This is a genomic window from Paenibacillus sp. JT31N11, assembly GCF_056269285.1.
The window spans coordinates 194250-216749 of record NZ_JBWDNQ010000009.1 but is presented as its reverse complement, the minus strand read 5'-3'; the positions used below and the strand labels follow the sequence as shown (position 1 = coordinate 216749).

20 protein-coding genes and 2 pseudogenes are annotated in these 22500 nt (G+C 46.6%); 19 read left to right on the top strand and 3 right to left on the bottom strand.

All coding sequences use genetic code 11. The features are described 5' to 3' along the window. Nucleotides 1–237: 237 nt before the first annotated feature. The 16 genes and pseudogenes from AC0YNV_RS27085 to AC0YNV_RS27010 form a co-directional block, all read left to right on the top strand. A complete protein-coding gene (locus AC0YNV_RS27085) occupies nucleotides 238–858 on the top strand; it encodes a PadR family transcriptional regulator (RefSeq protein ID WP_475770817.1) in 621 nt (206 codons plus the stop codon). A 66-nt stretch (nucleotides 859–924) separates the two neighbouring features. After that, complete coding sequence (locus AC0YNV_RS27080) at nucleotides 925–1833, top strand: alpha/beta fold hydrolase (RefSeq protein WP_475770816.1); 909 nt, start codon at nucleotides 925–927, stop codon at nucleotides 1831–1833. A gap of 202 nt (nucleotides 1834–2035) precedes the next feature. Continuing rightward, nucleotides 2036–2155: pseudogene (locus AC0YNV_RS27075) on the top strand (NUDIX domain-containing protein); the annotation flags it as partial. Between the two features lie 380 nt (nucleotides 2156–2535). After that, entirely contained in the window at nucleotides 2536–3651 is a 1116-nt protein-coding gene (locus tag AC0YNV_RS27070) for a hypothetical protein (protein ID WP_475770815.1), read from the top strand. A gap of 45 nt (nucleotides 3652–3696) precedes the next feature. Continuing rightward, on the top strand, nucleotides 3697–3996 hold the full coding sequence (locus AC0YNV_RS27065; protein ID WP_475770814.1) for a hypothetical protein: 300 nt from the start codon (nucleotides 3697–3699) through the stop codon (nucleotides 3994–3996). A 668-nt stretch (nucleotides 3997–4664) separates the two neighbouring features. Further along, complete coding sequence (locus tag AC0YNV_RS27060; protein ID WP_475770813.1) at nucleotides 4665–5681, top strand: ABC transporter ATP-binding protein; 1017 nt, start codon at nucleotides 4665–4667, stop codon at nucleotides 5679–5681. Next, entirely contained in the window at nucleotides 5668–6603 is a 936-nt protein-coding gene (locus AC0YNV_RS27055) for an ABC transporter ATP-binding protein (RefSeq protein WP_475770812.1), read from the top strand. Before AC0YNV_RS27060 ends, AC0YNV_RS27055 begins: the two co-directional genes overlap by 14 nt. Before the next feature lie 5 nt (nucleotides 6604–6608). Next, nucleotides 6609–7571, top strand: a complete 963-nt coding sequence (opp4B, locus tag AC0YNV_RS27050; RefSeq protein ID WP_475770811.1) for an oligopeptide ABC transporter permease — start codon at nucleotides 6609–6611, stop codon at nucleotides 7569–7571. Nucleotides 7572–7597: 26 nt separating this feature from the next. Beyond that, on the top strand, nucleotides 7598–8521 hold the full coding sequence (locus AC0YNV_RS27045) for an ABC transporter permease (RefSeq protein WP_475770810.1): 924 nt from the start codon (nucleotides 7598–7600) through the stop codon (nucleotides 8519–8521). A 67-nt stretch (nucleotides 8522–8588) separates the two neighbouring features. Further along, nucleotides 8589–10430 carry an oligopeptide ABC transporter substrate-binding protein gene (locus AC0YNV_RS27040; RefSeq protein WP_475770891.1) on the top strand — a complete coding sequence of 614 codons (1842 nt, stop codon included), beginning with the start codon at nucleotides 8589–8591 and terminating at the stop codon, nucleotides 10428–10430. A gap of 271 nt (nucleotides 10431–10701) precedes the next feature. After that, the gene (locus AC0YNV_RS27035) at nucleotides 10702–11145 is read left to right on the top strand and encodes a DUF6376 family protein (RefSeq protein ID WP_475770809.1); all 444 of its coding nucleotides are present in this window, start codon (nucleotides 10702–10704) and stop codon (nucleotides 11143–11145) included. 285 nt (nucleotides 11146–11430) lie between these two features. Then, complete coding sequence (locus tag AC0YNV_RS27030) at nucleotides 11431–11892, top strand: GNAT family N-acetyltransferase (protein ID WP_475770808.1); 462 nt, start codon at nucleotides 11431–11433, stop codon at nucleotides 11890–11892. A 249-nt stretch (nucleotides 11893–12141) separates the two neighbouring features. Further along, nucleotides 12142–12912: an endonuclease/exonuclease/phosphatase family protein gene (locus tag AC0YNV_RS27025; protein WP_475770807.1), complete on the top strand. Its 771-nt coding sequence runs from the start codon at nucleotides 12142–12144 to the stop codon at nucleotides 12910–12912. A 232-nt stretch (nucleotides 12913–13144) separates the two neighbouring features. Further along, entirely contained in the window at nucleotides 13145–13489 is a 345-nt protein-coding gene (locus AC0YNV_RS27020) for a hypothetical protein (RefSeq protein ID WP_210045853.1), read from the top strand. 282 nt (nucleotides 13490–13771) lie between these two features. Then, on the top strand, nucleotides 13772–14650 hold the full coding sequence (locus tag AC0YNV_RS27015) for an aminoglycoside phosphotransferase family protein (RefSeq protein ID WP_475770806.1): 879 nt from the start codon (nucleotides 13772–13774) through the stop codon (nucleotides 14648–14650). A 346-nt stretch (nucleotides 14651–14996) separates the two neighbouring features. Continuing rightward, nucleotides 14997–15209, top strand: a pseudogene (locus AC0YNV_RS27010) (flavin reductase family protein); the annotation flags it as partial. A gap of 148 nt (nucleotides 15210–15357) precedes the next feature. Here the strand turns inward: AC0YNV_RS27010 and AC0YNV_RS27005 are convergent. Beyond that, nucleotides 15358–16284, bottom strand: a complete 927-nt coding sequence (locus AC0YNV_RS27005; protein ID WP_475770805.1) for an AraC family transcriptional regulator — start codon at nucleotides 16282–16284, stop codon at nucleotides 15358–15360. 298 nt (nucleotides 16285–16582) lie between these two features. Here AC0YNV_RS27005 and AC0YNV_RS27000 point away from each other — a divergent pair, with 298 nt between their 5' ends. Continuing rightward, nucleotides 16583–17632, top strand: a complete 1050-nt coding sequence (locus tag AC0YNV_RS27000) for an aldo/keto reductase (protein WP_475770804.1) — start codon at nucleotides 16583–16585, stop codon at nucleotides 17630–17632. Nucleotides 17633–18651: 1019 nt separating this feature from the next. Continuing rightward, nucleotides 18652–19521 (top strand): alpha/beta fold hydrolase, encoded by an 870-nt coding sequence (locus AC0YNV_RS26995; protein ID WP_475770803.1) that lies wholly within the window; start codon nucleotides 18652–18654, stop codon nucleotides 19519–19521. A 427-nt stretch (nucleotides 19522–19948) separates the two neighbouring features. Here AC0YNV_RS26995 and AC0YNV_RS26990 read toward each other — a convergent pair whose 3' ends face one another. Then, nucleotides 19949–20416 carry a DinB family protein gene (locus tag AC0YNV_RS26990; RefSeq protein ID WP_475770802.1) on the bottom strand — a complete coding sequence of 156 codons (468 nt, stop codon included), beginning with the start codon at nucleotides 20414–20416 and terminating at the stop codon, nucleotides 19949–19951. A 194-nt stretch (nucleotides 20417–20610) separates the two neighbouring features. On the opposite strand from AC0YNV_RS26990, the gene AC0YNV_RS26985 reads away from it, so the two are divergent. Continuing rightward, nucleotides 20611–21510 carry a LysR family transcriptional regulator gene (locus AC0YNV_RS26985; protein WP_475770801.1) on the top strand — a complete coding sequence of 300 codons (900 nt, stop codon included), beginning with the start codon at nucleotides 20611–20613 and terminating at the stop codon, nucleotides 21508–21510. A gap of 46 nt (nucleotides 21511–21556) precedes the next feature. Here the strand turns inward: AC0YNV_RS26985 and AC0YNV_RS26980 are convergent, their stop codons facing one another. After that, nucleotides 21557–22243 carry an SIMPL domain-containing protein gene (locus AC0YNV_RS26980; protein ID WP_475770800.1) on the bottom strand — a complete coding sequence of 229 codons (687 nt, stop codon included), beginning with the start codon at nucleotides 22241–22243 and terminating at the stop codon, nucleotides 21557–21559. Nucleotides 22244–22500: the final 257 nt, after the last annotated feature.

The following is a 22500-nucleotide window of genomic DNA, read 5'->3' as shown; positions in this document are numbered from 1 at the left end:
AAACTTCCATGGTTCATTCCCGCCCGAGGCTGCCAGAATATAGCTCGTGTTATTTATAGTAACGTAAATAGAGGAAGGTTAGGGGCGTCCTTTTTCTTTTTCATGGGCACTTGCTCGAACGCGAATGAAGCATGATAAATCAGGCCTCCAGCACAAACTGGCTGCCTGATTTTATTTTTGGAAACATTGATGGGAACCCATTGACATAGTTATAAACGTAATAGTATTATTATAACTATGAATAACAAATCCAATAAGTCCCAACGATCATCACTTGCGTTAGCCGTTCTTGCCCATCTGGCCGAGGAGCCTATGCACCCCTACAGAATGCAGCAACTGATCAAAGAAAGAGGAAAGGATGAGGTTATTAACGTCCGTCAGCGTACGAGTATTTATCAGACCATTGAACGCCTGCTGAGGGATGGGCTCATTGCGGTTCGAGGAACCATAAGTGAAGGAGGGCGTCCCGATCGAACCGTTTATGAATTGACCGAGGAGGGAAGGAAAGTATCGAAGGATTGGCTTCGGGAGATGCTTTCGGTTCAATCTCAAGAATATCTGGATTTTCCTGCAGCTATCTCTTTCCTCACCCTTCTGACACCGGAAGACGTTCAGCGGCAATTCGAGAAAAGGGAGGTCGCGCTTCAAGAAGCCATCCAACGCATAGATTCGCAGCTTCAGAAGTACAAGACGACCGTTCCTAGATTGTTCATGCTGGAGGTTGAGCATAACCGTGCCGTGCTCAGGGCTGAACTTGAATGGTTGCACGGAGTCATCGAAGATTTTCGCATAGGCGAACTTTTCTGGAACGAGGAATGGATACGCGAAATAGCGGAGCGGCTGAAGAGTCAAGAATAACATCGTAGGGATAAACATACGAATTTATGCGTTGCAAATTAGGCAATTTCTGAGGAGGCATTATGAATGATGAGTGCAGCCCCTATTCAATCGAGTTCAGCGACGATGGAGCCCCCCTATAAAGTCGGCTCGGTAATCTCCAGTGATGGAACCGCGATCGGTTATCGCCAATTTGGTCAAGGACCGGGCATAGTGGTGGTCCATGGCGCCAATTTATCATCGCAAAACTTCATGCAGCTCGCGGAGCGGCTGGCCGATGCGTTCACGGTCTACGTACCTGACCGCCGAGGGCGGGGTCTTAGCGGACCCTTCAACGAAGATTACGATATCCGGAAGGAAGTCGAAGATGTGGAGGCGCTCCTTACTCGAACAGGCGCCCGCGATGTTTTCGGGATCAGCTCGGGGGGGCTCATCGCGCTCGAAGCAGCGCTCGCCTTGCCCGCTATTCGCAGGGTCGCCCTCTATGAACCCGCGCTGTTGATGAACACGGAGCGGACGGAATGGCTGACTCGTTATGACCAAGAGATCGCTCAAGGTAAGACTGCCGCCGCTCTCGTCACTTGCTTGAAAGGATTACAACTGGGCGGAGCGGTGCTTAATGCCATCCCTCGCTGGCTACTCGAGTCCATGACGAACAAAATGATGGATAACGAGGACAAGAAGGCGAAGAAAGGCGACGTAACGATGAGAATGCTGGCTCCTACGCTTCATTATGACGGACGGCTGCTCGTTGAGATGACCGGCAAGCTGGACCGATTTAAGGCTTTGAGCGCAGAAACGCTGTTACTCGGCGGTAGTAAAGGCTTGTCGTACCTGAAGCCTGCGCTCGACGCTTTGGAAAAAGTGCTGCCTCAGGCCAAACGGATGGAATTGTCCGGACTTGATCACGGCGGAGCGTGCGACGTCAGCAATACCAATCGAGGCGGCAAGCCGGAATTGGTGGCACAGGAGTTAAGGCGATTCTTTGCCTCATAAAGAATACGACGGATTACGATTCTGAAATAGGAGCAGGCGCCACGGCGACCTGCTCCTTGTCATTCAAGTAACGGGCAGATAATAAAGTCATTAAACGAATATTTATAAAGATATTAATACATTAAAGCAGGTTAGAATTATATGAAAAAGAGTAGATGTTGCATATGTACTTCTCTACTATGAGATTGGCGAGCATATATTAATGGTAAAAAATAAAGGAGATAAATCTTCTTGCTACTCACTCCCTGGAGGAGCGGTGGAACAGAGCGAAACATTACAACAGGCTGCTATTCGGGAAGTTTAAGAGAAACCGGATTAGAGGTTGGATTAGATGGGATCTTAACAGTTGCGTACTCCCATCGTACCGAGGGGCTCGTTTTTTTGCAAAGTGGAAATTTAACGCTCTACAGAAATGCTAACGGGGATGATAGTTAAATATAAAGGGTTCCACATATTAGACATGACTAATATGCGGAACCCTTTATTATGACTGAAATTTATAAATTTAGGTCTTGATAAACTGTGAGAATAAAGTTCTGCACCAGGCAGTGGCGTTAAGCCAGCTGGAAGAATAATGCAACAAATCGCTTCCAGTTTACGTCATTAATATGACTGGGGATCGGTATGAAGGACACGTTTAGCGATGTTTAATTTAGTGTTGTTCATTCCTGGCTGTAATCCGAATTCGAGGAGGCGATCCAAATGATAAAAATCCAAATAAGCAAGATGGCAATTGTTCCGGCGTTGCTGGTGATTCTTACTGCCTGCAGCTCAGATCAGGCCGGAAACAAGGTTGTCACTCAAGAGCCCGGAAACACCGCAACGGTCATTGACGATGCCGGCAATGAAGCAGGCGTGAACGATGTTTCCGTGGAAACGGTTGATCACTATGAGAATATAGCCATCTCCGACTGGATGGATGATGAAACGGTCGTTATTTCAAAAGAAAATAAAGATTTGGCCAAAATGAGCCTGGAAGAGCTGTCGGATTCCTATCCCAAAAGCCTGTATCTGTACCATCTGGATACCAAACAATACGAGCTGTTAAAAGAACAGGAAAATGTGTTCCTGGGTGAAGCTGTCTTATCGTCCGGCAAGAAGCATCTGCTATATAGCGAATACTCATTAGGCGATCCCGTCTATCACGTGATGGACCTGGATACTCTGGATTCATTCGGCATCATGGGCGATCCGATCGCGGGGGCCCTGAGCGCCCATTGGGCCGATGAGGAAACAGTTATTGGCCCTGCCTACAGCGGCGGTGCCTTTACGGCAAGCATCTCCGGGGAGATTGCGGCTGTGGCTGGGTTAAGCGGGGAAGCTCTGTTTATTGTCCAAAAAATGAAGGATAAGATTTATTACAATACCAATTCCGATGAATCCTTACAGGCTCTGGATCTAAATACGAAGGAAAAGGCAAGTTTGAATCTTGATCATGTTTATGGCTTATTCCCGTCGCCCGAAGGAAATCAAATGCTGGTGCTGCAAAATAACGACCCCAAACAAACGATGATCCTTTGCGATGCGGACGGGGGAAATCGAACAATCATCGCGGAAGGTACGGAGCTTGGCGGCGTTTCATGGTCGCCGGATCAGCGGATGTTTGCCTACAGTCTGAATGCCAATGTGAACGGTACAGCCGTTAACGGTCTGTATCTTTACGATCTGTTAACCGATAAGTCCACCCAGATCGCGGACGATATCGAAAATCTGACAACCTCTTGGAGCCCTTCAGGCAGAGAACTGGCATTTACCGAATGGAGCGGGGACAGATATAGCAGCAGCATTGTCCATTTAACGTATTCGTTGCAGAATTAAAGATAAACGATGAAGGACTTAAAAAAAGAGGGAGTGGTATAAAGCTTGAATTTTAAAAAAATCACGATATTCCGCTTCATTTCAATGTCAACATTTTTACTTGCGACTATTGGCTTTTTTGTAGATGCCTTTTTTATATTTGATAATGAGAAATTTAACAACTGGGGATTGAAATCGACTCTTATTTTACCTCCGGCAGGTATTATTCTTTCTATTCTTTCGCTAAGAAAAACAACATCCAAATTAGACCATATTTTATTGGTGCTTAATATAATTGCTTTCTTTCTTATTTTTATCACTTTGTATATTGGAAGTATGTTAGATTTTTTTATTCATGAATTTTAATAAAAATCCACATTTATGTCTGGGTATGTATCAATCGAGATGGAGTGCGGCGGCGAATAGGAAATGTTTGTACGAGGGGTTGAAAACGTTTATTTCGAAATTCGTTAAACATAAGGGCAAGAAAAACGTATAACTTCCATTTGTTGGATCATCTCTCTTTGAATATATTACAATATTAGCATTTAAGTTATTAGTTGTATATAACAAATTGTTTGCTATATTACGCATCAGGGCGGATGGGTCATTGCAATACATTATGGTGGAGAGAGGACGATCAAATAATCTGGATATAAATGTTATCTGTTCCACCAACTGCGTAAAGTTCTGATTATAATGCTGAGGTGGCAAGATCTCTTGTTCATCGAATCGTGAACAGCCGGAACCGGTTCTAGTTTGGAAGTACCGGGAATATAATCCATTTCAAGACCAATGTCCTATTTTTCTGTTGTTATAGGTCAAATATCCATATAGTTATGTCGAAATAAATCGTAAATTGTCTAATATGTTAATACTTGACAGTAGTTTAATCAAGCATTAAGATATGGCATATGATTAAGGTAAATATGGAAGTTCTATGTTCTATTATCTACCATATTAATGTAAGATTTATATTTTTCAGAGGTTTCGATGAATAATATTTTATTTCCTTTACCGTTAGGGGGATTATAGTGAATGAAGAATTATTGAGAATTGAGCATCTGACAACCTCCTTCCGCATCTCAGATGATTATTATGCAGCCGTAGACGATGTATCCCTGACGGTGAGGAAGAATGAAATTCTGGCGATTGTAGGCGAGTCCGGTTCAGGCAAGAGCGCGCTGGCCTTTTCGATTATGGGCCTGCATACGAGGGCGAGGATCGAGGGGAGTATTTTTTACAAAGGACAAGATATTGCTCATCTTCCTCCTTCCAAGCTGAATCAGCTGCGCGGCAATGAGCTGGGCATGATCTTTCAGGACCCCTTATCGGCCTTAAATCCGCTCATGGTTGTCGGCTCCCAGATCGACGAGGTCATTCTCCTCCATCATCCGAAATGTTCGGTTAAGGAAAGAAAACGCAAGGTTATTGACCTGCTGGCGAAAGTGGGCATTCCTCGCCCGGAGCATACCTACGGCCTGTTTCCCCATGAGTTGTCCGGCGGAATGCGGCAGCGGATCGTAATCGCCATCGCGATTGCGAACGAACCGAAGCTGCTGGTTGCCGATGAGCCGACAACGGCCCTTGATGTCACCATACAATTGCAAATTCTTGAGCTCATTAAACGGTTAAAAGAGGACAGTGAGGCAGGAGTAGTTCTGATTACCCATGATTTGGGCGTAGTGGCCGAAATGGCAGACCGCGTGGCGGTCATGTATGCTGGACAAATTGTCGAGATCGCCGATATTTACACCCTCCTTTCTGATGCCCGCCATCCTTATACAAGGTCGCTGCTCCAGTCTATACCATCCGCTGGAGAAGCGAAATCGAAGCTCCATGTTATTCAAGGGATTGTTCCGCCTCTGCAAAATCTTCCCCGTCAGGGCTGCCGCTTTCGAACGCGAATTCCCTGGATCGCTGAATCTGCGCATGAGGAGCAGCCCGGCATGCATGAGATCGAGCCAGGTCATTTTGTAAGATGCACCTGCTACAAGAACTTTCACTTCCCCAATCATAAAGAGGAGGGTTCTCAGCATGCCATTACTTGAGGTAAGGGATTTAAAGGTCCATTTTCCGGTGCGCGGCGGGATTTTCAACCGAAAGCTTCGATCGATTAAAGCGGTAGACAGTATCCATCTGTCCATTGAACAGGGGAAAACTTATGGCCTTGTCGGCGAGTCGGGCTCCGGAAAAACAACGACTGGCCGTGCGATTATCGGTTTAAATCCTATTACGTCAGGAACGGTTCTCTTCGAAGGACAACCCATCTTTGGGGGCGGGCTGCGAAGCCATCCCGGCTTCCGCAAGGACATTCAAATGATTTTTCAAGATCCATACTCCTCTTTAAACCCCAGGAAGCGCGTTCTCGATATTGTCGCCGAGCCGCTGCGTAATTTTGAGAAGCTGTCCGCGCAGGAAGAGAAGCGCCAGGTGCAGCAGCTGTTAGAGCAGGTCGGCTTAAGCCCGGAAATGATACATAAATATCCGCATCAATTCTCAGGAGGCCAGCGGCAGAGGATCGGCATTGCAAGAGCGATCGCTTTGAAGCCGAAGCTCATTATAGCCGATGAACCGGTCTCGGCGCTTGACGTATCCGTACAGGCACAGGTGCTTAATTTTATGCAGGATATTCAGAAGCAATTAAAGCTTACCTATTTATTGATAAGTCATGATCTGGGGATTATCAGGCATATGTGTGATCATATGGGAATTATGTACAAGGGCCGTTGCGTCGAGCAGGGCACGACGGCAGATATTTTTGAGAATCCGCAGCATATTTATACAAAACGCCTTATAACGGCAATACCGGATATGGATCCCTCGAAGCGGGAGCGGCTGTATCAGTTTCGTCAGGCCGTAAAGGCGGAATATGAACAGGCCTATGACCAATATTTTGATGCGGACGGCTTGGCATTCCCGTTACGGCCCATTTCAGAAACGCATCTGGCGGCTTTGCCTGAGAAGGGGTGACGGCGATGTGGAAGACTACGGCGCGAAGATTGATCATTATGGTTCCCCAAATTTTATTGTTAAGCATTCTCGTCTTCCTGCTCGCGAAATCGATGCCGGGAGATGCGCTGACAGGCTTACTTGATCCAAGTATCGATCCGGCGGCGCTGGATGCTCAGAGGGAGAGGCTCGGCCTCAATAATCCATGGTATGTTCAGTATTGGGATTGGATCGTAAAGGCGCTGCAAGGCGATTTCGGACAGTCCTTCCGCTTTAAAATGCCGGTCTCCGACTTAATCGGGCAGCGGATGATGAACACGATTTGGTTATCTCTCCTTACCCTTGTGCTTACCTATCTAATTGCGATTCCGCTCGGCATTATAAGCGGCCGTTATCATGATACCTGGGCCGACCGTACGATTACGGGCTATACCTACTTGGGCTTTGCGGCTCCGCTTTTTATTTTCGGGCTATTGATGCTGTGGCTGTTCGGCTTTCATTTCGGCTGGTTCCCGACCGAAGGGAGCGTTACGCCCGGCACTGCTCCGGGCACCCTTGCGTATGCGATGAGCAAAGTTTATCATATTCTTCTTCCGGCTTTATCCATGGCGTTAATTACAACAGTTGCGACCGTACAGTATTTGCGAAGCGAAATCATCGATACGAAGCAGAAGGATTTCATTATAACCGCCAGAGCGAAAGGGGCTTCGGAGTCACGCGTCTATAACCGGCATATTTTACGCAACTCGTTATTGCCGATCGCCGCTTTTTTCGGCTATGAAATTACCGGTCTGATCGGAGGTACGGTGTTCATTGAAAGTATCTTCAGTTATCCGGGAATGGGTCAGCTTTTCTTAAGCTCCATTTCCTTAAGGGATTTCAGCGTAGTTACAGCAGTGGTGTTATTATACGGCGCAGCTTCCATTATCGGCGCTTTACTTTCGGACATCATCTTAAGTTTCGTAGATCCGCGCATTCGAATTAAATAAGAACTCGGGACCATGAGGTGAATGGAATGGAACAGGCATATGCGAACAAACCGGCGCCACAGTTGGCACCTGCGCCGCAGGAAGTGGATAAGAGCCCGTCCAGCTGGAAAATCCTGTGGCGGGAAATCGTTCGGGATAAGGTAGCCTTCGCTTCACTGATTTTTCTGGGCGCTGTCATCTTGATCGTCTACGGCGTTTCCATTGTATTGGATCAAGAGCAAATCGTTACCGTAGACCTGTTCGCGCTGAATCAGCCGCCTTCCGCGGAATTCTGGCTGGGCACCGATTATGGCGGACGCGACGTGTTCGGCCAGCTCATTATCGGGACCCGGAATTCCTTATCGATTGGCATTATCGTAACGCTGCTTACCGGATTGATCGGCATTCTGATCGGGCTGGCATCCGGCTACTTTGGGGGTTTTATCGATAACCTTTTTATGCGATTTGTGGATTTCTTTATGATCCTTCCCACCTTAATGGTTGTCATTGCATTCGTTACAGCGGTCCCGAATTACGGCATCGTCTCGTTCTCCCTTATTATGACCGCCTTCCTCTGGATGGGTATCGCCAGATTAATCCGTTCCAAAGCGCTGCAGGAAAGAGAGCTGGAGTATGTGCAAGCTTCACGAACGGTGGGATCCTCGCATCTGAAGATTATGTTTTTGCAAGTGCTGCCCAATCTGAGCTCCATTATTATCGTTACGATGACCTTGAATCTGGCGGCCAATATCGGCTTGGAATCCGGCTTGTCCTTCCTGGGGTTCGGTTTCCCCGAAAGCACGCCCAGCCTGGGTACGTTGGTCAGCTATGCCACAAACCCGCAGACGCTGGAATTCAGATGGTGGATTTGGTTACCTGCATCGATACTGATTCTGGTGCTGATGCTTTGCATAAACAATGTCGGTCAAGCGTTAAAGCGCGCGACCGACGCAAGACAGAGGAAAGGGTAAAGAGGCATTCAATTTATTAGGAGGAGATCGTTTGAAGAAGAAACCAGGATTGACATGGTCAGTATTTATGCCGCTGCTTCTTGTGTTTACGCTAATGCTCGGCGCCTGCTCCAACAACGGGAGCAGTAATGAGACGAACACCCCATCATCGACGGAGGAGGAGGCCAGCACGGCTCCAACTGAAGGGGAGTCCAGCACGACTCCTGCTGAGAGTGAAAAGCCGGCTGAAGACGACGGCATGTATTCGATTGATGATTTCAGCAAGGTGAAGAAAAATGAGGGCGAACCGATTAAAGGGGGTTCCATCACATTCGGTCTCGTGTCCGATACGCCATTTGAAGGGACGCTGAACTGGAATTTCTATTCCGGCGACCCGGACGCGCAGGTACTCAGTTGGTTTGACGAAGGACTGCTGACCTGGGATGAGAGCTATGTGTATACGAATGACGGCGCAGCTACATATGAAGCGTCGGAAGACGGACGCACGTTTACGTTCACCATCAAAGACAATGTCAATTGGCAGGACGGCAAGCCGGTTACCGCTGAGGATTGGCTGTTCGCGCACGAGGTGATCGGCAATCCGAAATACGATGGTCCGCGTTACGATTCCAGCTTCACCAATATCGTCGGCATGACGGAATACCATGAAGGCAAAGCGAAAACAATCTCCGGCATTGAAGTGCTTAATGAGAAGCAGCTGAAGATTACGTATGTTCAATCCACGCCTTCCCTATTAACCGGAGGGATTTGGAGCTATCCGCTTGCGAAACATATTTTCGGCAATATACCTGTCGAGAAAATTTCCTCATCGCCTGAAGTGCGTGAGAAACCGATTGGCTTCGGACCGTATAAGATCGAAAGCATCGTACCTGGCGAATCGGTCGTTTTTACCAAAAATCCGGATTACTGGCGCGGCGAGCCTGGCCTGGATAAAGTAGTCCTCAAGGTCATTAATCCGACCACCGTCATTCAGCAGCTGGAAAGCGGCGGAGTTGATCTCGTCGATTCCTTCCCGGTTGACCAGTACCCGGACAATGCGGATATGACAAACGTAGAGTTTCTGGGTACAATCGATCGTGCCTATACGTACATCGGCTTTAAGCTGGGGAAATGGGATGCGGCGGCAGGGAAGGTCGCTCCGGATGATAAGGCGAAAATGGCCGATGTGAATTTGCGGAAAGCGATGTGGCTTGCCGTAGACAATGATCAAGTGGGCAAACAGTTCTATCATGGTCTGCGCTGGAACGCCACGACACTGATTCCGCCTTCCCATCCGGAGTATCACGATGCCACAAATCCAGGCGTCAAATACGATCCGGAGGCGGCCAAAAAACTGTTGGACGACGCCGGGTACAAACTAAACGGCGATTACCGAACCAATCCGGACGGAAGTGAACTGGTCATTAACTTCATTTCCATGACCGGCGGCGATATCGCTGAACCGTTAGCGCGTTACTATGTGCAATCGTGGAAAGCAATCGGATTAAACGTTCAGCTTGAAATGGTCGAATTCAACACCTTCTATGACCGGGTTGGCTCGAACGGCGAAGACGATCCGAAGGTAGATGTATACCAGGGCGCATGGTCAGTAGGCATCGACGTTGATCCTTCAGGACTTTATGGACGCGACGCCATCTATAACTTCCCGCGGTTTGCGAATGAAGAACAGGATAAATTGCTTGCCGAAGGCATTTCCAAAGAAGCGTTCGACGTGAAGGTTCGCCAGGATATTTATAAGAAATGGCAGCAGTTGATGGTTGAGGAGATTCCTGTATTCCCGACACTCTATCGTGCTGTACTCGTGCCGGTGAATAAGCGGATTCTCAACTATGCGATCGGGGATGGAACAGATGTCTATCTCTACCAGCTGGCCGTCTCGCAGGATAAACCGTTTGTAGATGGAAAGTAACAGGATGAAAGCAGGAAGCTTCTCCGAAAGTAGATCCATCTACTTTCGGAGAACTTACCACGTCAAGCAGACCATTATATAATGAAATCACAAACAAGCCTTGGTCCGGTATTCCACCGGACTAAGGCTTGTTTGACTTCTTCTGATATTGCTGGCGGTAATAAAAGTAAAGGTATCGTTATCTCGTCGAGGAATGACAAGAGCGATTTTGTGAAACGTTTTTAGGGTATGGGAAGTATAAACAGGTAGATGAACAGGAGTTGATGCCGAGATGAAAATGAAGCTTGCGCTCTTTCTGGTGTCCATTGCGATCCTGACGGGTTGTTCGGTGGTGGAGCAGATCGACCAGTCTGTGAATTATACAAGCGAAGCGACAACGTATGTGGATCAGGCTGCCGAGTTTGCCCGGAAGCTGCCCGACATGGCGCAGCAGACAGCGAACGATCCGGAGGTAAAGGAAAAGCTGGTGGCAGAGCTGGAAGCCATGAAGCAGCGGGTGACGGATTTCAACGCACTGGAAGCACCTGCTATTGCTGAGGACCTCCATGCCAAGCTGCAGAATTACAACGCAGCGCTCCAGCAGGAGATCGATCAGATTTTGAACAGCTTGTTGAACGACAACCCGGCTGTACAGGCGGTTAAAGATTCCCAGATTGTTCAGACGCTGACTGAGATTACGCGGTTGATGGAGCAAATCAACAATTTAGGCGGGTAAGGCGGCCGGTTGAGCTGGTGTCGGAAGACAAGAACCTTGCCGCAATAAAGTCGCTTAAAAAAAGCGGCTTTTTTCATTTAGGGGATAAAGCTCCTGTCAGTTGCTGAAGACAAGAGCTTCATCACATTCCCGGCTTGTTATAAGAACATGATCCCCATTGCCGTGAATTATTATGGGGAGATCATCTATAAACGAAACTGAAATTGCACCAAATTAGCTTGATCCGGCCACCGAATGAAATAGCAGCAAATCGAAAGTTCATATACAAATCAAAGAGGTGCATGTATGGCAATAGTTCGATTGGCTACTTTAGACGATGTTGATGAACTTGTTCAAATGCGTTGGGAATTCTCAGAAGATGAGCACAGCAAAGGTATAGCTAGCTTTGAAGAGTTTCACAAGATTTGTAGCGAATTTTTGATAAAAGCGATAAAAGGCGGAGATTGGTACATTTGGGTTGCGGAAGTTGAAAAAAATATAGTATCGCATATGTATTTGCAACTGATACATAAAGTACCGAGGCCAGGCAAGTCTCCGGACCCTTATTTCGGCTATGTTACCAACGTCTATACTCGCCCCGGTTTTAGAAGTCAAGGTATGGGTACCAAAATTCATATCGCTATGGAGCTGTGGTCAAAAGAGAACAGCGTAGAGTTTCTTATCCTTTGGCCAAGTAGCGAAAGTGTGCCGTTTTATTCAAGAAATGGCTTTTTTCGATGTGAAGAAGCCATGGAAAAGCATTGGTGATTTGAGTATGTGCCATCGAAATTAAAAAGATGCGTCTCCCATGAAACGAGTAAGCTCATACAAATCCCGCTCGTTGACGTCATATACGATCAGGATCATTTGAACAACACGCCAATGAACATACAGTTTGCTGCCGCTGCCCTCTACGCATTGGAGGAATTATATAATTCTTTTTGTAATCCGAATGCGTTTCTTATGGTAGATTATACTTAATCATTCTATGAGGCACGCATGAATAGGAGGCAAAGAATGGAATTGAAAGTCATGACTTTTAATCTTCGCATCAATGTCAAACAGGACGGTGCAAATGCATGGCCGAACCGCGTTTCGGAAGTGGCTGAGGTCATTCATGAATCTCGTGCACCGATTATTTGTACGCAAGAAGGATCCTACGCGATGCTGAAGGAACTGGAAAGTCTGCTGCCGGATTATGCTTGGGTAGGAGAAGGGCGGCAAGGCGGGCAAGAAGACGAGCACAACGCAATCTTTTACCTCCGAAGCAGCCTGGAAGTTTTACAAAGCGGTACTTTCGGGTTATCGGAGCATCCCGAACAGCTTGGCTATAGGAGTTGGAATACAGCCTGTCCGCGGATCTGTACATGGGTCCAGCTCGGAATGCAAAGCGGGAAGCGCTTATATATATTCAACACCCATTTGGATCATATGAGTACGGAGGCGAGAACGAAAGGCATCCAGCTTATTATGCAGCGGATAGGCGGCTTATGCAGCGAGAAAGGAATTCATGCCGTCCTGGCAGGTGACTTTAACAGTTATCCTGAAAGCGATGTCATTACGATCTTGAATGAGACTAATCTGATCAATGTATACGCTGCTTTGACTGAGAAGCAGGTTGGCAGCACCTATCATGGCTTTGAGGGCGGCGAAATCGGAGAACCAATCGACTATATTTATGTCACGGAAGAGGTTCAAATCGCATCCGTCCTTATTAATCGCAAGAAGTATGAGGGTCGCTATCCTTCTGATCATTATCCGGTAGTTGCATCGTTAAGGCTGAATTGAGGTTTCTATTCCGGGAAAAAGATAGAAAAGATATAAAATTGCCGGATGATAAACCAATATGGCGAAAAGAACTCTTTTAATCCAGGGTTCTTTTTGGCATGCTCCTCCAATCTTTTGGATTAGCCCACACCATATCATCGCTATTTTCATATATTGTCATATAATGTCTCGGCAAACGGGGGTGTTTATGGTGGGGGATTATTCAACAAAACGGAAAAAAGCATCTATTAATATGATTGCGGTACCAAGCTTAATACAAGCTGGCGAATCCTCGACTCTTTCGGGACAAGTACTCGTTAAAGGGCGGGCTGCTGCCGGAATCGTCGTCATCTTCTCCGTACTCGACAGTACGCTTGGAGCGGTTATTCCTGGCATTACGATTACGGATTCCAAGGGCAAATTCACAGCCATATTCAGATCAGCTGTCACCAGTAACCAAGCTGGGTTCAAAGTTGCTTTCGTTTCCGCTGCGCTTCCTTCGTTTCCAGGGGTTTTCACTTCCAGCTCTATTGGCATTCTCGGAGCACGGGGTCTAAAGAACAAGACACGCCGGAGATGGCGGTCTTCTTCCAAGTAATATGAATTTATAAGAGGCACGTTAGTGAGGAGCTTGCCGCGCGGCAACTCCTTTTTTCGTTTGTTTAAGTAACGGATAGTTACGATGAATGTTGAATACATCATACATTACTATTGCCACAATATTTCCTCTGGGATAATATGAACTTATCCTTTTAGAAAGCGAGTGATTATCGTGAGAACCATTAAAGCCGCTGGCCATACTTTGACATTCGAGGTGCGGAAGGGATAATAGCTTGCACTGATCCCTTCCGTGCAAATACCAAAATACGGAGGGACCTATATGTCTTTTAGTGTTGACCAAATAAATACCGATTTAGTACGCAGGCTAATAAGCAAGCAATTTCCTCAATGGGCAGACATACCTGTCAAGCCTGTTGAAAAGGGTGGATATGACAACTTTACATTTCATTTGGGCGATGAGATGAGTGTGAGGCTGCCAAGAGACGAAGGTCACGCTCCGCAGGTTGAGAAAGAAGCGCAATGGCTGCCAGAGCTAAGACCTCATCTTTCGCTGCCTATTCCTGTTCCTCTGGCAAAAGGAAGGCCCGGCGAAGATTACCCCTTTTACTGGTCAGTTAACAGGTGGATTGACGGAGAAACCGTAAGGCATGACAATATCTCAGCTATTAATGAATTTGCCGTAGATCTGTCTATATTTATAAAGGAGCTTCAAAGAATCGACGCATCGAAAGGTCCTGCAGGTGGGGAGCATAATTATTTTAGAGGTTGTCCTCTAACTGTACTCAACGATTGGACTTTAGCAGCCCTTGAAACTCTGGGAGGGTTAGCTGATGCAGAAAAGTGTCTAAAAATATGGCATCAAGCAACAGCAACCGAATGGACAAAAAAGCCTGTTTGGATTCACGGTGACATCAATCCAGGAAATCTTCTTGTCAAGAACGGCAAATTGTCAAGTGTAATTGACTTTGGCATAATGGCAGTTGGCGATCCTGCAGTAGAATTAACCATGGCATGGACATTTTTTGATGACAAAAGCAGGAAAGTGTTTCTTCAATCTACAGGCCTTGATATTGAAACGGAAAACAGGGCAAGAGGCTGGGCGTTATGGAAAGCACTGATAACATACGCTTGGGAGGATAAGGAATCCCTGTCTGTAAGAGAAGCGAAGAAGGTTATCGATATTTTACTGAGCGAATAGCGGATATGTATTGTGTCGAGCGATAGTTTATTACGATAACTAGTCACGTTAGTGGAGGAGCCTTGCCTGATGGCAGCTCCTTTTTTTGTTCATTAAGGGACCGGGCAGTCAATCGCGAATACATTATCTTCGAGCGCCCAGGCTAAAACTAAATCGCTGGCTGTCAGGAATTTACACCTTTGCAATCTTGCTGTCTTATTCTATATCCGTATAACACTTAAAAGGTTTGTGATACATTAATTAAAAATTGATCCAGGGAGAAGTGAAGCTGTTATGCATAAGGTAATCGAACCCAAAATTCTGTACTTTGGCTCCTCTGTCGTGCTTATGAGTACGATCAATGAAAAAAGAACCAAGCTCCCTTGTCGCCATTGAAGTACGCATCGAAAAAGTTCATATCGAAGATGATCTTCTAATGGACGCAAACTCAAACTATGTCGATCCTTCGAAATGGAATCCGATGATTATGAATTTCTGTGAGTATTTCGGTCTTGGCGAGCAGCTGTCAACATCAAAATTAGCTCCGGTTTTCGGATCGGCGAACCCAGTGAATAGGTGAATAGGAAAATAGGCAAAATCAATATGACAACAACAGCAGAAGCAGTTTTGAAAAGGTTCGCTCCGGTTCGAAAGTCAGCTTCTGCACACAATTTGATGAAGGAGCTGCTTCGGCACGCGAATCGAACTGACCAACTGACCTGCCGACGTTATCCATTCTCTGCATGCTGCCGGCCCTCATGGATTATTGTCCGAATATCTTGCAACGGCGAAAGCCCAAACAGTCTTTTATATTCACGGCTGAATTGCGTAGAGCTTTGATAACCGACGCGCAGCGCCGTTTCTGTCACGTTGACCCCGTCAAGCAGCAGTCTGCGCGCCTCCTGAAGCCGAAGCCGCTTTTGATACTGCAATGGGGCCATAGCGGTTACTTCTTTGAATTTATAGTGTAAATTTGAGGCGCTCATATTCCCCAGATCGGCCAGTTCCTCAATCGTGAAGGGGCTGTCGAAGTTGGCCTTGATCCAGTCAATCACTTTGCTGATGCCGGAAGCTTCCTGATGCAATAACATGTTATTATAAAAAAGCGCTCCATCTTCACCGTCTAATAAACGGTAAATAATCTCTCGTTTTACGGCTGAAGCGAGGTAATTGGCCGCTCTGGCGTCTGACGACAGCCGGAGGAGCTTTTCAAAACCTTCATATACTTCCACGCTAGGCTTTCCTACAAAGATACCCGGCTTCAATCCTGTTTGCGGACGGGGGACCAAATCGGCTTCCGCAGCGACGGCGGCTACTTCTCCCGGAGTAAGCTCGATCCGTAAAGCCATGTATGGCGAATCAGCCGCAGCTTCCGTCACCTGTCCGTTGACCGGCATATCTACGCTTGCAGCCAGAAAGTCTCCCGCTTCATATTCAATAACCTTTGGGCCAATCTGCAGTCTCTTTCTTCCTTGTAAAACGATACAAAGGGATGGCTTGAGGACTCCATGAGACAACAAGGTAGGGCTGCTTTCCTTTAAAACGGTCAAAAAAGGGACCGCCGTCTGCATAATCCTCGCGCTGAAAGGAATTTGCATGCCTGTGACAAGCAGCCGGTTAAGGATCACCTTCACATCTGCCTGATTGTTGTTCATTCCTTTTGTCCCTCTTTCGTTTGTATTCTTAGGCAATATTTAAACATGGGAGAAAAAGAAAAGCAATGAGTCTGATCGCTCGTTCTATGAACGGCTTTCTGCTGCATGTCCCTCCTTGTTCAACATTTCTCAATCTGCGATTCAGGATGATTAGGCAGAAAATCCGTATGAATGAACTATCGTTCCAAACGGGAATGCTACTATAATAACTTGTGTCAGGGAAAGATTAAGCAGCTTATGATGAATCGTTCCCCAGCTAAAATATGTTACTCTTTTGAGAACAAGGAGGCTATTCCAAATGAAGTACAAGCAACTTGGCAATACAGGTTTACTGGTTTCACGGCTCGCGTTGGGCGCCATGACCTTCAGCAGCGGCCAGGGGATATATAAATTTGTCGGTTCAGTCGGACAAGAAGAAGCGGAGCAGATGGTAAAAAAGAGTGTGGATGCCGGCATCAACTTCTTTGATACAGCCGATGTTTATAGCGATGGCGAAAGCGAAATCACGCTTGGCCGATCGTTTCGCAACCTGGGGATAACGCGGAAAGATGTCGTCGTGGCTACCAAAGCGGCTATGCGGGTCGGACAGGGCCGGAATGATGTGGGAGCTTCAAGAGGCCATATCATGGATGCCGTGGATGCCAGCTTGAAGCGGCTGCAAATGGATTATATCGACCTTTACCAAATCCATCTCGATGATTTCTTGACTCCTGTTGAAGAAACCTTACGGGCGCTCGATGATTTGGTTACACAAGGGAAAGTCCGGTACATTGGAGTATCCAACTGGCATGCCTGGAAAATTGCAGATGCGTTAAGTATTTCGAAACATAAAAACATGGCCCGTTTTGAAACGCTTCAGGCTTATTATTCCCTCGCCGGCCGTGATCTGGAACGTGAGCTGGCACCGATGCTGGAAGCGAAAAAAATGGGTTTGCTGGTCTGGAGTCCGCTTGCGGGCGGTCTGCTGTCAGGCCGTTACGACCGTCACAACCAAAAGGCGGAAGATTCACGCCGGTCGGCAGCCGATTTTCCGATTGTGGACAAGGAGCGCGCTTGGAACATTATTGACACCCTTAAACCCATTGCGGAGGCGCATGGAACAACCCCGGCCGTCGTCGCTTTGGCGTGGCTGTTGACCAGACCCGTCGTAACCTCCGTTCTTGTTGGCGCGAAGCGGCTTGACCAGCTTGAGGCAAACCTGGCTGCCGAGAATCTGGAGCTGACCGATGAAGAAATTCGGCTTCTCAATGAGGTAAGCGCACTTCCGCCCGAATATCCGGGATGGATGGTTGAATTCCAAAAAAATGGCAGGCTGGAACCTGTCGAGAGGCGTTTTGGTCCGCAGTAGACGCAGGAGATACAGCAATTGACCGACACCAACCGGTTTCATCATACGCTTGGTCTTCAAACAAGCGGAGTGGCGGAATTAATATTTCAAGGATTTAGTCGCAGATGGATTGCTGTCCGTCGATAGCAGGTTAATGTGGAAACGACGGGGAGATTGATTTCAGTAAGGGTAGTTATACCTTGTAAGCATTCCTTTGTAAAGAGGGATGCTTTTTTTATTTAAAAGAATATTTAAATAAAATGGTAAAGTTAATGACAATGAAACGGGGAATAACACCTTTTTTAAAGGCAGCTGTAATTCTCATTGAAACCCCGGTTCTTGCTTTGTGCATATTTTGGTGCCTGGGATAGCGAATTATGCACTAGCAGCTTTTATTTATCTTCCATGTTCAAATGGCTGTCCTTTTGTTCCTGCAAGCTTAGGGTATCAGCGTCAGCGCCTGTTTATATAAAATCGATACAAATAGTCGGATGACATAAGCATTATCTCGTTAAAGGCCGCGTAAATAGCGGATTTTTTGCGTTATGGGATAAAGTTTTGTCAAATTTGAATGACAAGAACTCCTTCGCATGGTGGTAATCTCTGCTTGTATTGGACTATGGGGCAATAATCATTAACACCCTCACCTCTAGGCACTTGCCCGCATAGCTTAATTACATGATCATTACAAGGAGGACATAAGTTTGTACAACAATTATCGAGATACGAACCAGGATCCTATTCAAACCTGCAACAGCATAATAGATGGTTGCTCCAGAAGAACCGGGTATATATCGTTTATAAATAGAGTTAGAGGGGTTTCGGATGAAAGAAGGCAATCTTTAGATACCTGGGATTATGCATTTCGTCAATTGGAAACCCAGGTGAGACAATTTCTCGCTTCCAGCCATAACCCTGTAGTTTTGAATCAATTGCTCCAAAAGAGCCATTATTTAAATTATGAATTCAACCGGTTTCTTCAAACTCAGCCTTTTCATGGGTCAACTGAAAATATATAGCAGCAATTCGATCCCAATCAAATGTATGATCACAGCGGGAATAAGGTAATCCATGGACGTGAGACGGTCAACGGAGTTCGCCTCCACTATGTGACCGCTGGCTCCGGTGAACCCTTGCTGCTTGTGCACGGTGCACCAAAGACTTCGTTTTACTGGTATAAGCTAATCCCCCTATTGACTGACCGCTATACTGTCATTGCACCCGATGTTCGCGGTTTTGGAGACTCTGGAAGACCAAAGAGCGGCTATAGTATGGATAATATTGCAGATGATCTTGCACAGCTCATGGAAAGATTGGACTATAATACGTATAAAGTGCATGGCGAAGACTGGGGTGCAGCCTTCTCTTATGCACTGGCGGCAAAATATCCGGACAGGGTGGAAAAGCTTTCTTTTTCCGAAATGATGTTACCGGGTCTCGGATTGGAAGATTGGTCCGTTTTAAAGCCTGAGAACGTTTATTCCAATCACTGGTTTTGGCATATCATCTTTTTTGCTGTGCCTGATGTCCCTGAGTTTTTAATCTCAGGTAAGGAAAGAGAATTTTGGGACAGATTGATGAGGGACGAGTGTTTGGATCCAAGTGCGATTTCAGAGGAGCTCCTTAATGAAGTCGTTCGCGGTTCTGCCGGACCGGGAGGTCTGCGTCCCATATTCGAAGTTTATCGCAATGATTTTGAAAACATTGCTTTCGTTAAAAAGAACATGCAGCGAAAACTCACGATGCCTGTGATTGCAATAGGAGGTGAGTATTTCATGGATGGGGAAGTTCATCGCGTAGCCGGGCTTATCGCAGAAAACGTAACGCTGGCATCATTGGATTGTGGACATTGTCTGGCCTTGGAGCGTCCTGAACAATTGGCTGGTCTACTTCGCAATTTTATGGGCTAGTACAACGAAGGAGCTGCCGCACCAGCTCCTTTTGCTTTTTTGAAAAATCTGAGATTCTGTACAGAGGCACTGCTCGGCATTGAACTAACTGGTAATGTACCTCGGTAGGGGAAAAGAGGTGTTATGGAGAATATGTGTAGAAGATGAATAACCCTGTGTCTCAAATAAGTTCAGCGTACCAATCAAATGTAAAGGAGCTTTACAGTGAGAAGGAATAAGATGAAAATTTATGGCATTGATACTGACTGCAGGGATATTTATCGGGACGGCAACGTCTGTAGTTGCCGAACAACATATTCGCCTGTTTGTAAACGGATCGGAAGAGCAAACTGAGAGCGCCCCTCTCATGGTTGACGGAAGAGTGATGGTTCCTAAGCACTGTCTCACTGATGAGACGCCATGAAATAGGACTCTTGTTTTTCTAGGGTTAGCTTGTCAGGACCTTTAGCTGGCTCGATATCGTTCCAAGGTGAAAAGCTTCGTGAATCAGTTTGAAGTTTAACAAGTCGCCGGAGGTGTTGAATTGGAACGGTCCCAAGGCAAACGGAGTTGAAAGCTTCTCGCCCAGCATTTCAGGTGTCAGCTCAGATAGGCGAGAAAGCTGCGCCGTTAACATCTCGACCAACTCTTCCTTCGTTGGAGGAGCAAACGTCCAGTCCAAGGGCTTTGTTCCTGAGTTAAACAGCGTATCATACGAGTCCGGTATGGCCGACGGGGAGCTGAAGCTTAGGGTAGAATACTTATCCATCCAATAAATCATATGGCCGACATTCCAACGGATTGTATTGTTGAAACCTGCCGTTTGAATGTCGAACAGTTCCTCAGGGATGGCCTGCACCTGCTGCTGCACCAATTGACGTGCGGTTTTTGCCGTGTTGAGAATCATTTCAGACATGTTTATTTCCTCCTTGGATATGAAGCGCTTGATATGTTCCAAGTATAGGTCTCATGAAATCTTCCATCAATGCAGTCGCCATTACCGGAACGTTAAGTATAAGTTAACGATTATTCATTGATTGAGAAAGATGATGGAATGACTATAATCATTGACCATGCATTCAGCGATGCATTTGAAGGCAGGTGTTAGCAATGGAGTTAAAACAATTACAGTATTTTATGGCGATTTGTGAAGAGCTTCACTTCTCGAGAGCAGCCGAAAAAATGGGAGTGAGCCCTCCCAACATCAGCCAGCAAATAAGGAGATTGGAAGAAGAATTAGGGGTACTGTTGTTCGATCGTGTGGGAAAAACAATTGTCCTTACTGAAGCGGGAGCGATTCTTCATGAACATGGTGCTGCTGTGTTCGGGCATCTGCAGCAAGCGAGCGACGCCATTGCTGATCTGAAGCAGATGCAAGGCGGATCGCTATCCATCGGCGTCTTGCCCGGGGACGCGGACCTCATGTTTAATGCCTTGCTGCTGAACTTCCATCAGACCTATCCCACCATCTCGCTGTCCCTTCTGGAAACCATGAAAGTAACAGAACAAATTCTGGACAGAAGCATCGATGTCGGCGTAACCATTGGATCTGTTATCGATGAACGTCTCACGTCAATTCCCCTGTTTCACGAGGAGTTCTCATTGGCGGTAAGCATGAATGATCCCCTTGCCGCGGAACGCTCCATCCCCTTGGACAGGCTGAATGCCTTGAAGATGGTCATGTTCCCACCCGATCATCAATACCGCAAGCTGATCGACCGCTTTTGCATGGATAGAGGGTTTACTCTGCAGCCGCATATGGTGACGACGACGTTATCCTCCCTCCTCCAGTTGGTACAGAGCGGAGCTGGCACCTGTGTTCTGCCGAGAATGCTGCTGGATAATCTTCACAATACGGGCATCAAAGTCGTGCACCTGAGGAATCCTACGCCTTCTCAGGACATTTGTCTGATCTACCGCAGCGACAGATATATAGGATACGCCATGCGCACGTTCATCAAGACTTTGAGAGTCTACATCGAAACTGCTATTACAAACATGTGGAAATGAAACTAACACTGCTGGGGCATTGAGTAGGGCTGAAGAGAAACGACGATCAAAAATAGGTATACTGAGCTCTTAGTACAGCGCGGATTTCCAGTTCCCCCGGTTGGATCGGAGTCGGAATGGCTGCACCTTCTGCGAGCAGCGAGGCTTGAAAGGGGATAGGCGGTTCATTAACCCGTGTTTCCTCTGTTATTTTTACAGGGGTTCTAACCAAGGTTACACCTAATGTTCTTGCAATGGTGTTGGCTTTGCTTTCGGCATTTTGAATGGCAGTCGACAGAGCTTGATTATAGTATATTTCGAGGTTTGTTATAGTGAATCGTATGCTTGAGACGAAGTTGGCTCCGCTCTTGACAGCCGTATCGACGACAAGTCCCGTCTGCTCAACTCTATCTATCATGATCTGAAGCAGATGCGTTACCCGGTAGCCTCTAAAAATTTGGGTTCCATCCTCATAGTCGTACTGAATTTCGATATTGTAAGTGACCGTCTGCATTTGTTCCCTCGGAATGTTTAAGCTTAACAGGGCGTTAATTACGTTTGTTACGGCAGCGGCATTTTCACTTTGAGCGGTTGCAAGACTCGGGCTTTCCGTTATTACGCCTAGAACAATAATGGCTCTGTTCGGAGCCGTTGAAACCTTTCCTTCCCCTGTAACCTCAATCAATGGCCGGTTATTGTGAGATAAGGGAGCAGCCGTCATAGCGGGTGAAGTCAACGGATGAGAATAATACATATGCGCATCAACCTTTCCCGTTCATTGATATATATGTATTTATCAACGGTCGCGATGATTCCATCCCTTTTGAAGTTTCACGTCGTGACTTCAATTAGGACGCACGACTGCACAATGCCGAATGGCTGCCGCGCGGCAGCTATTCGTTACGCTAAAGAGTTCAGCATGGTATTTATTGTATTGGTTCTTGTTATGAGCTGGAGAAGTTTCTTTCAGCATGCTTTGCCAGTTGTGACTAACCTTCTGTTGAAATTTAT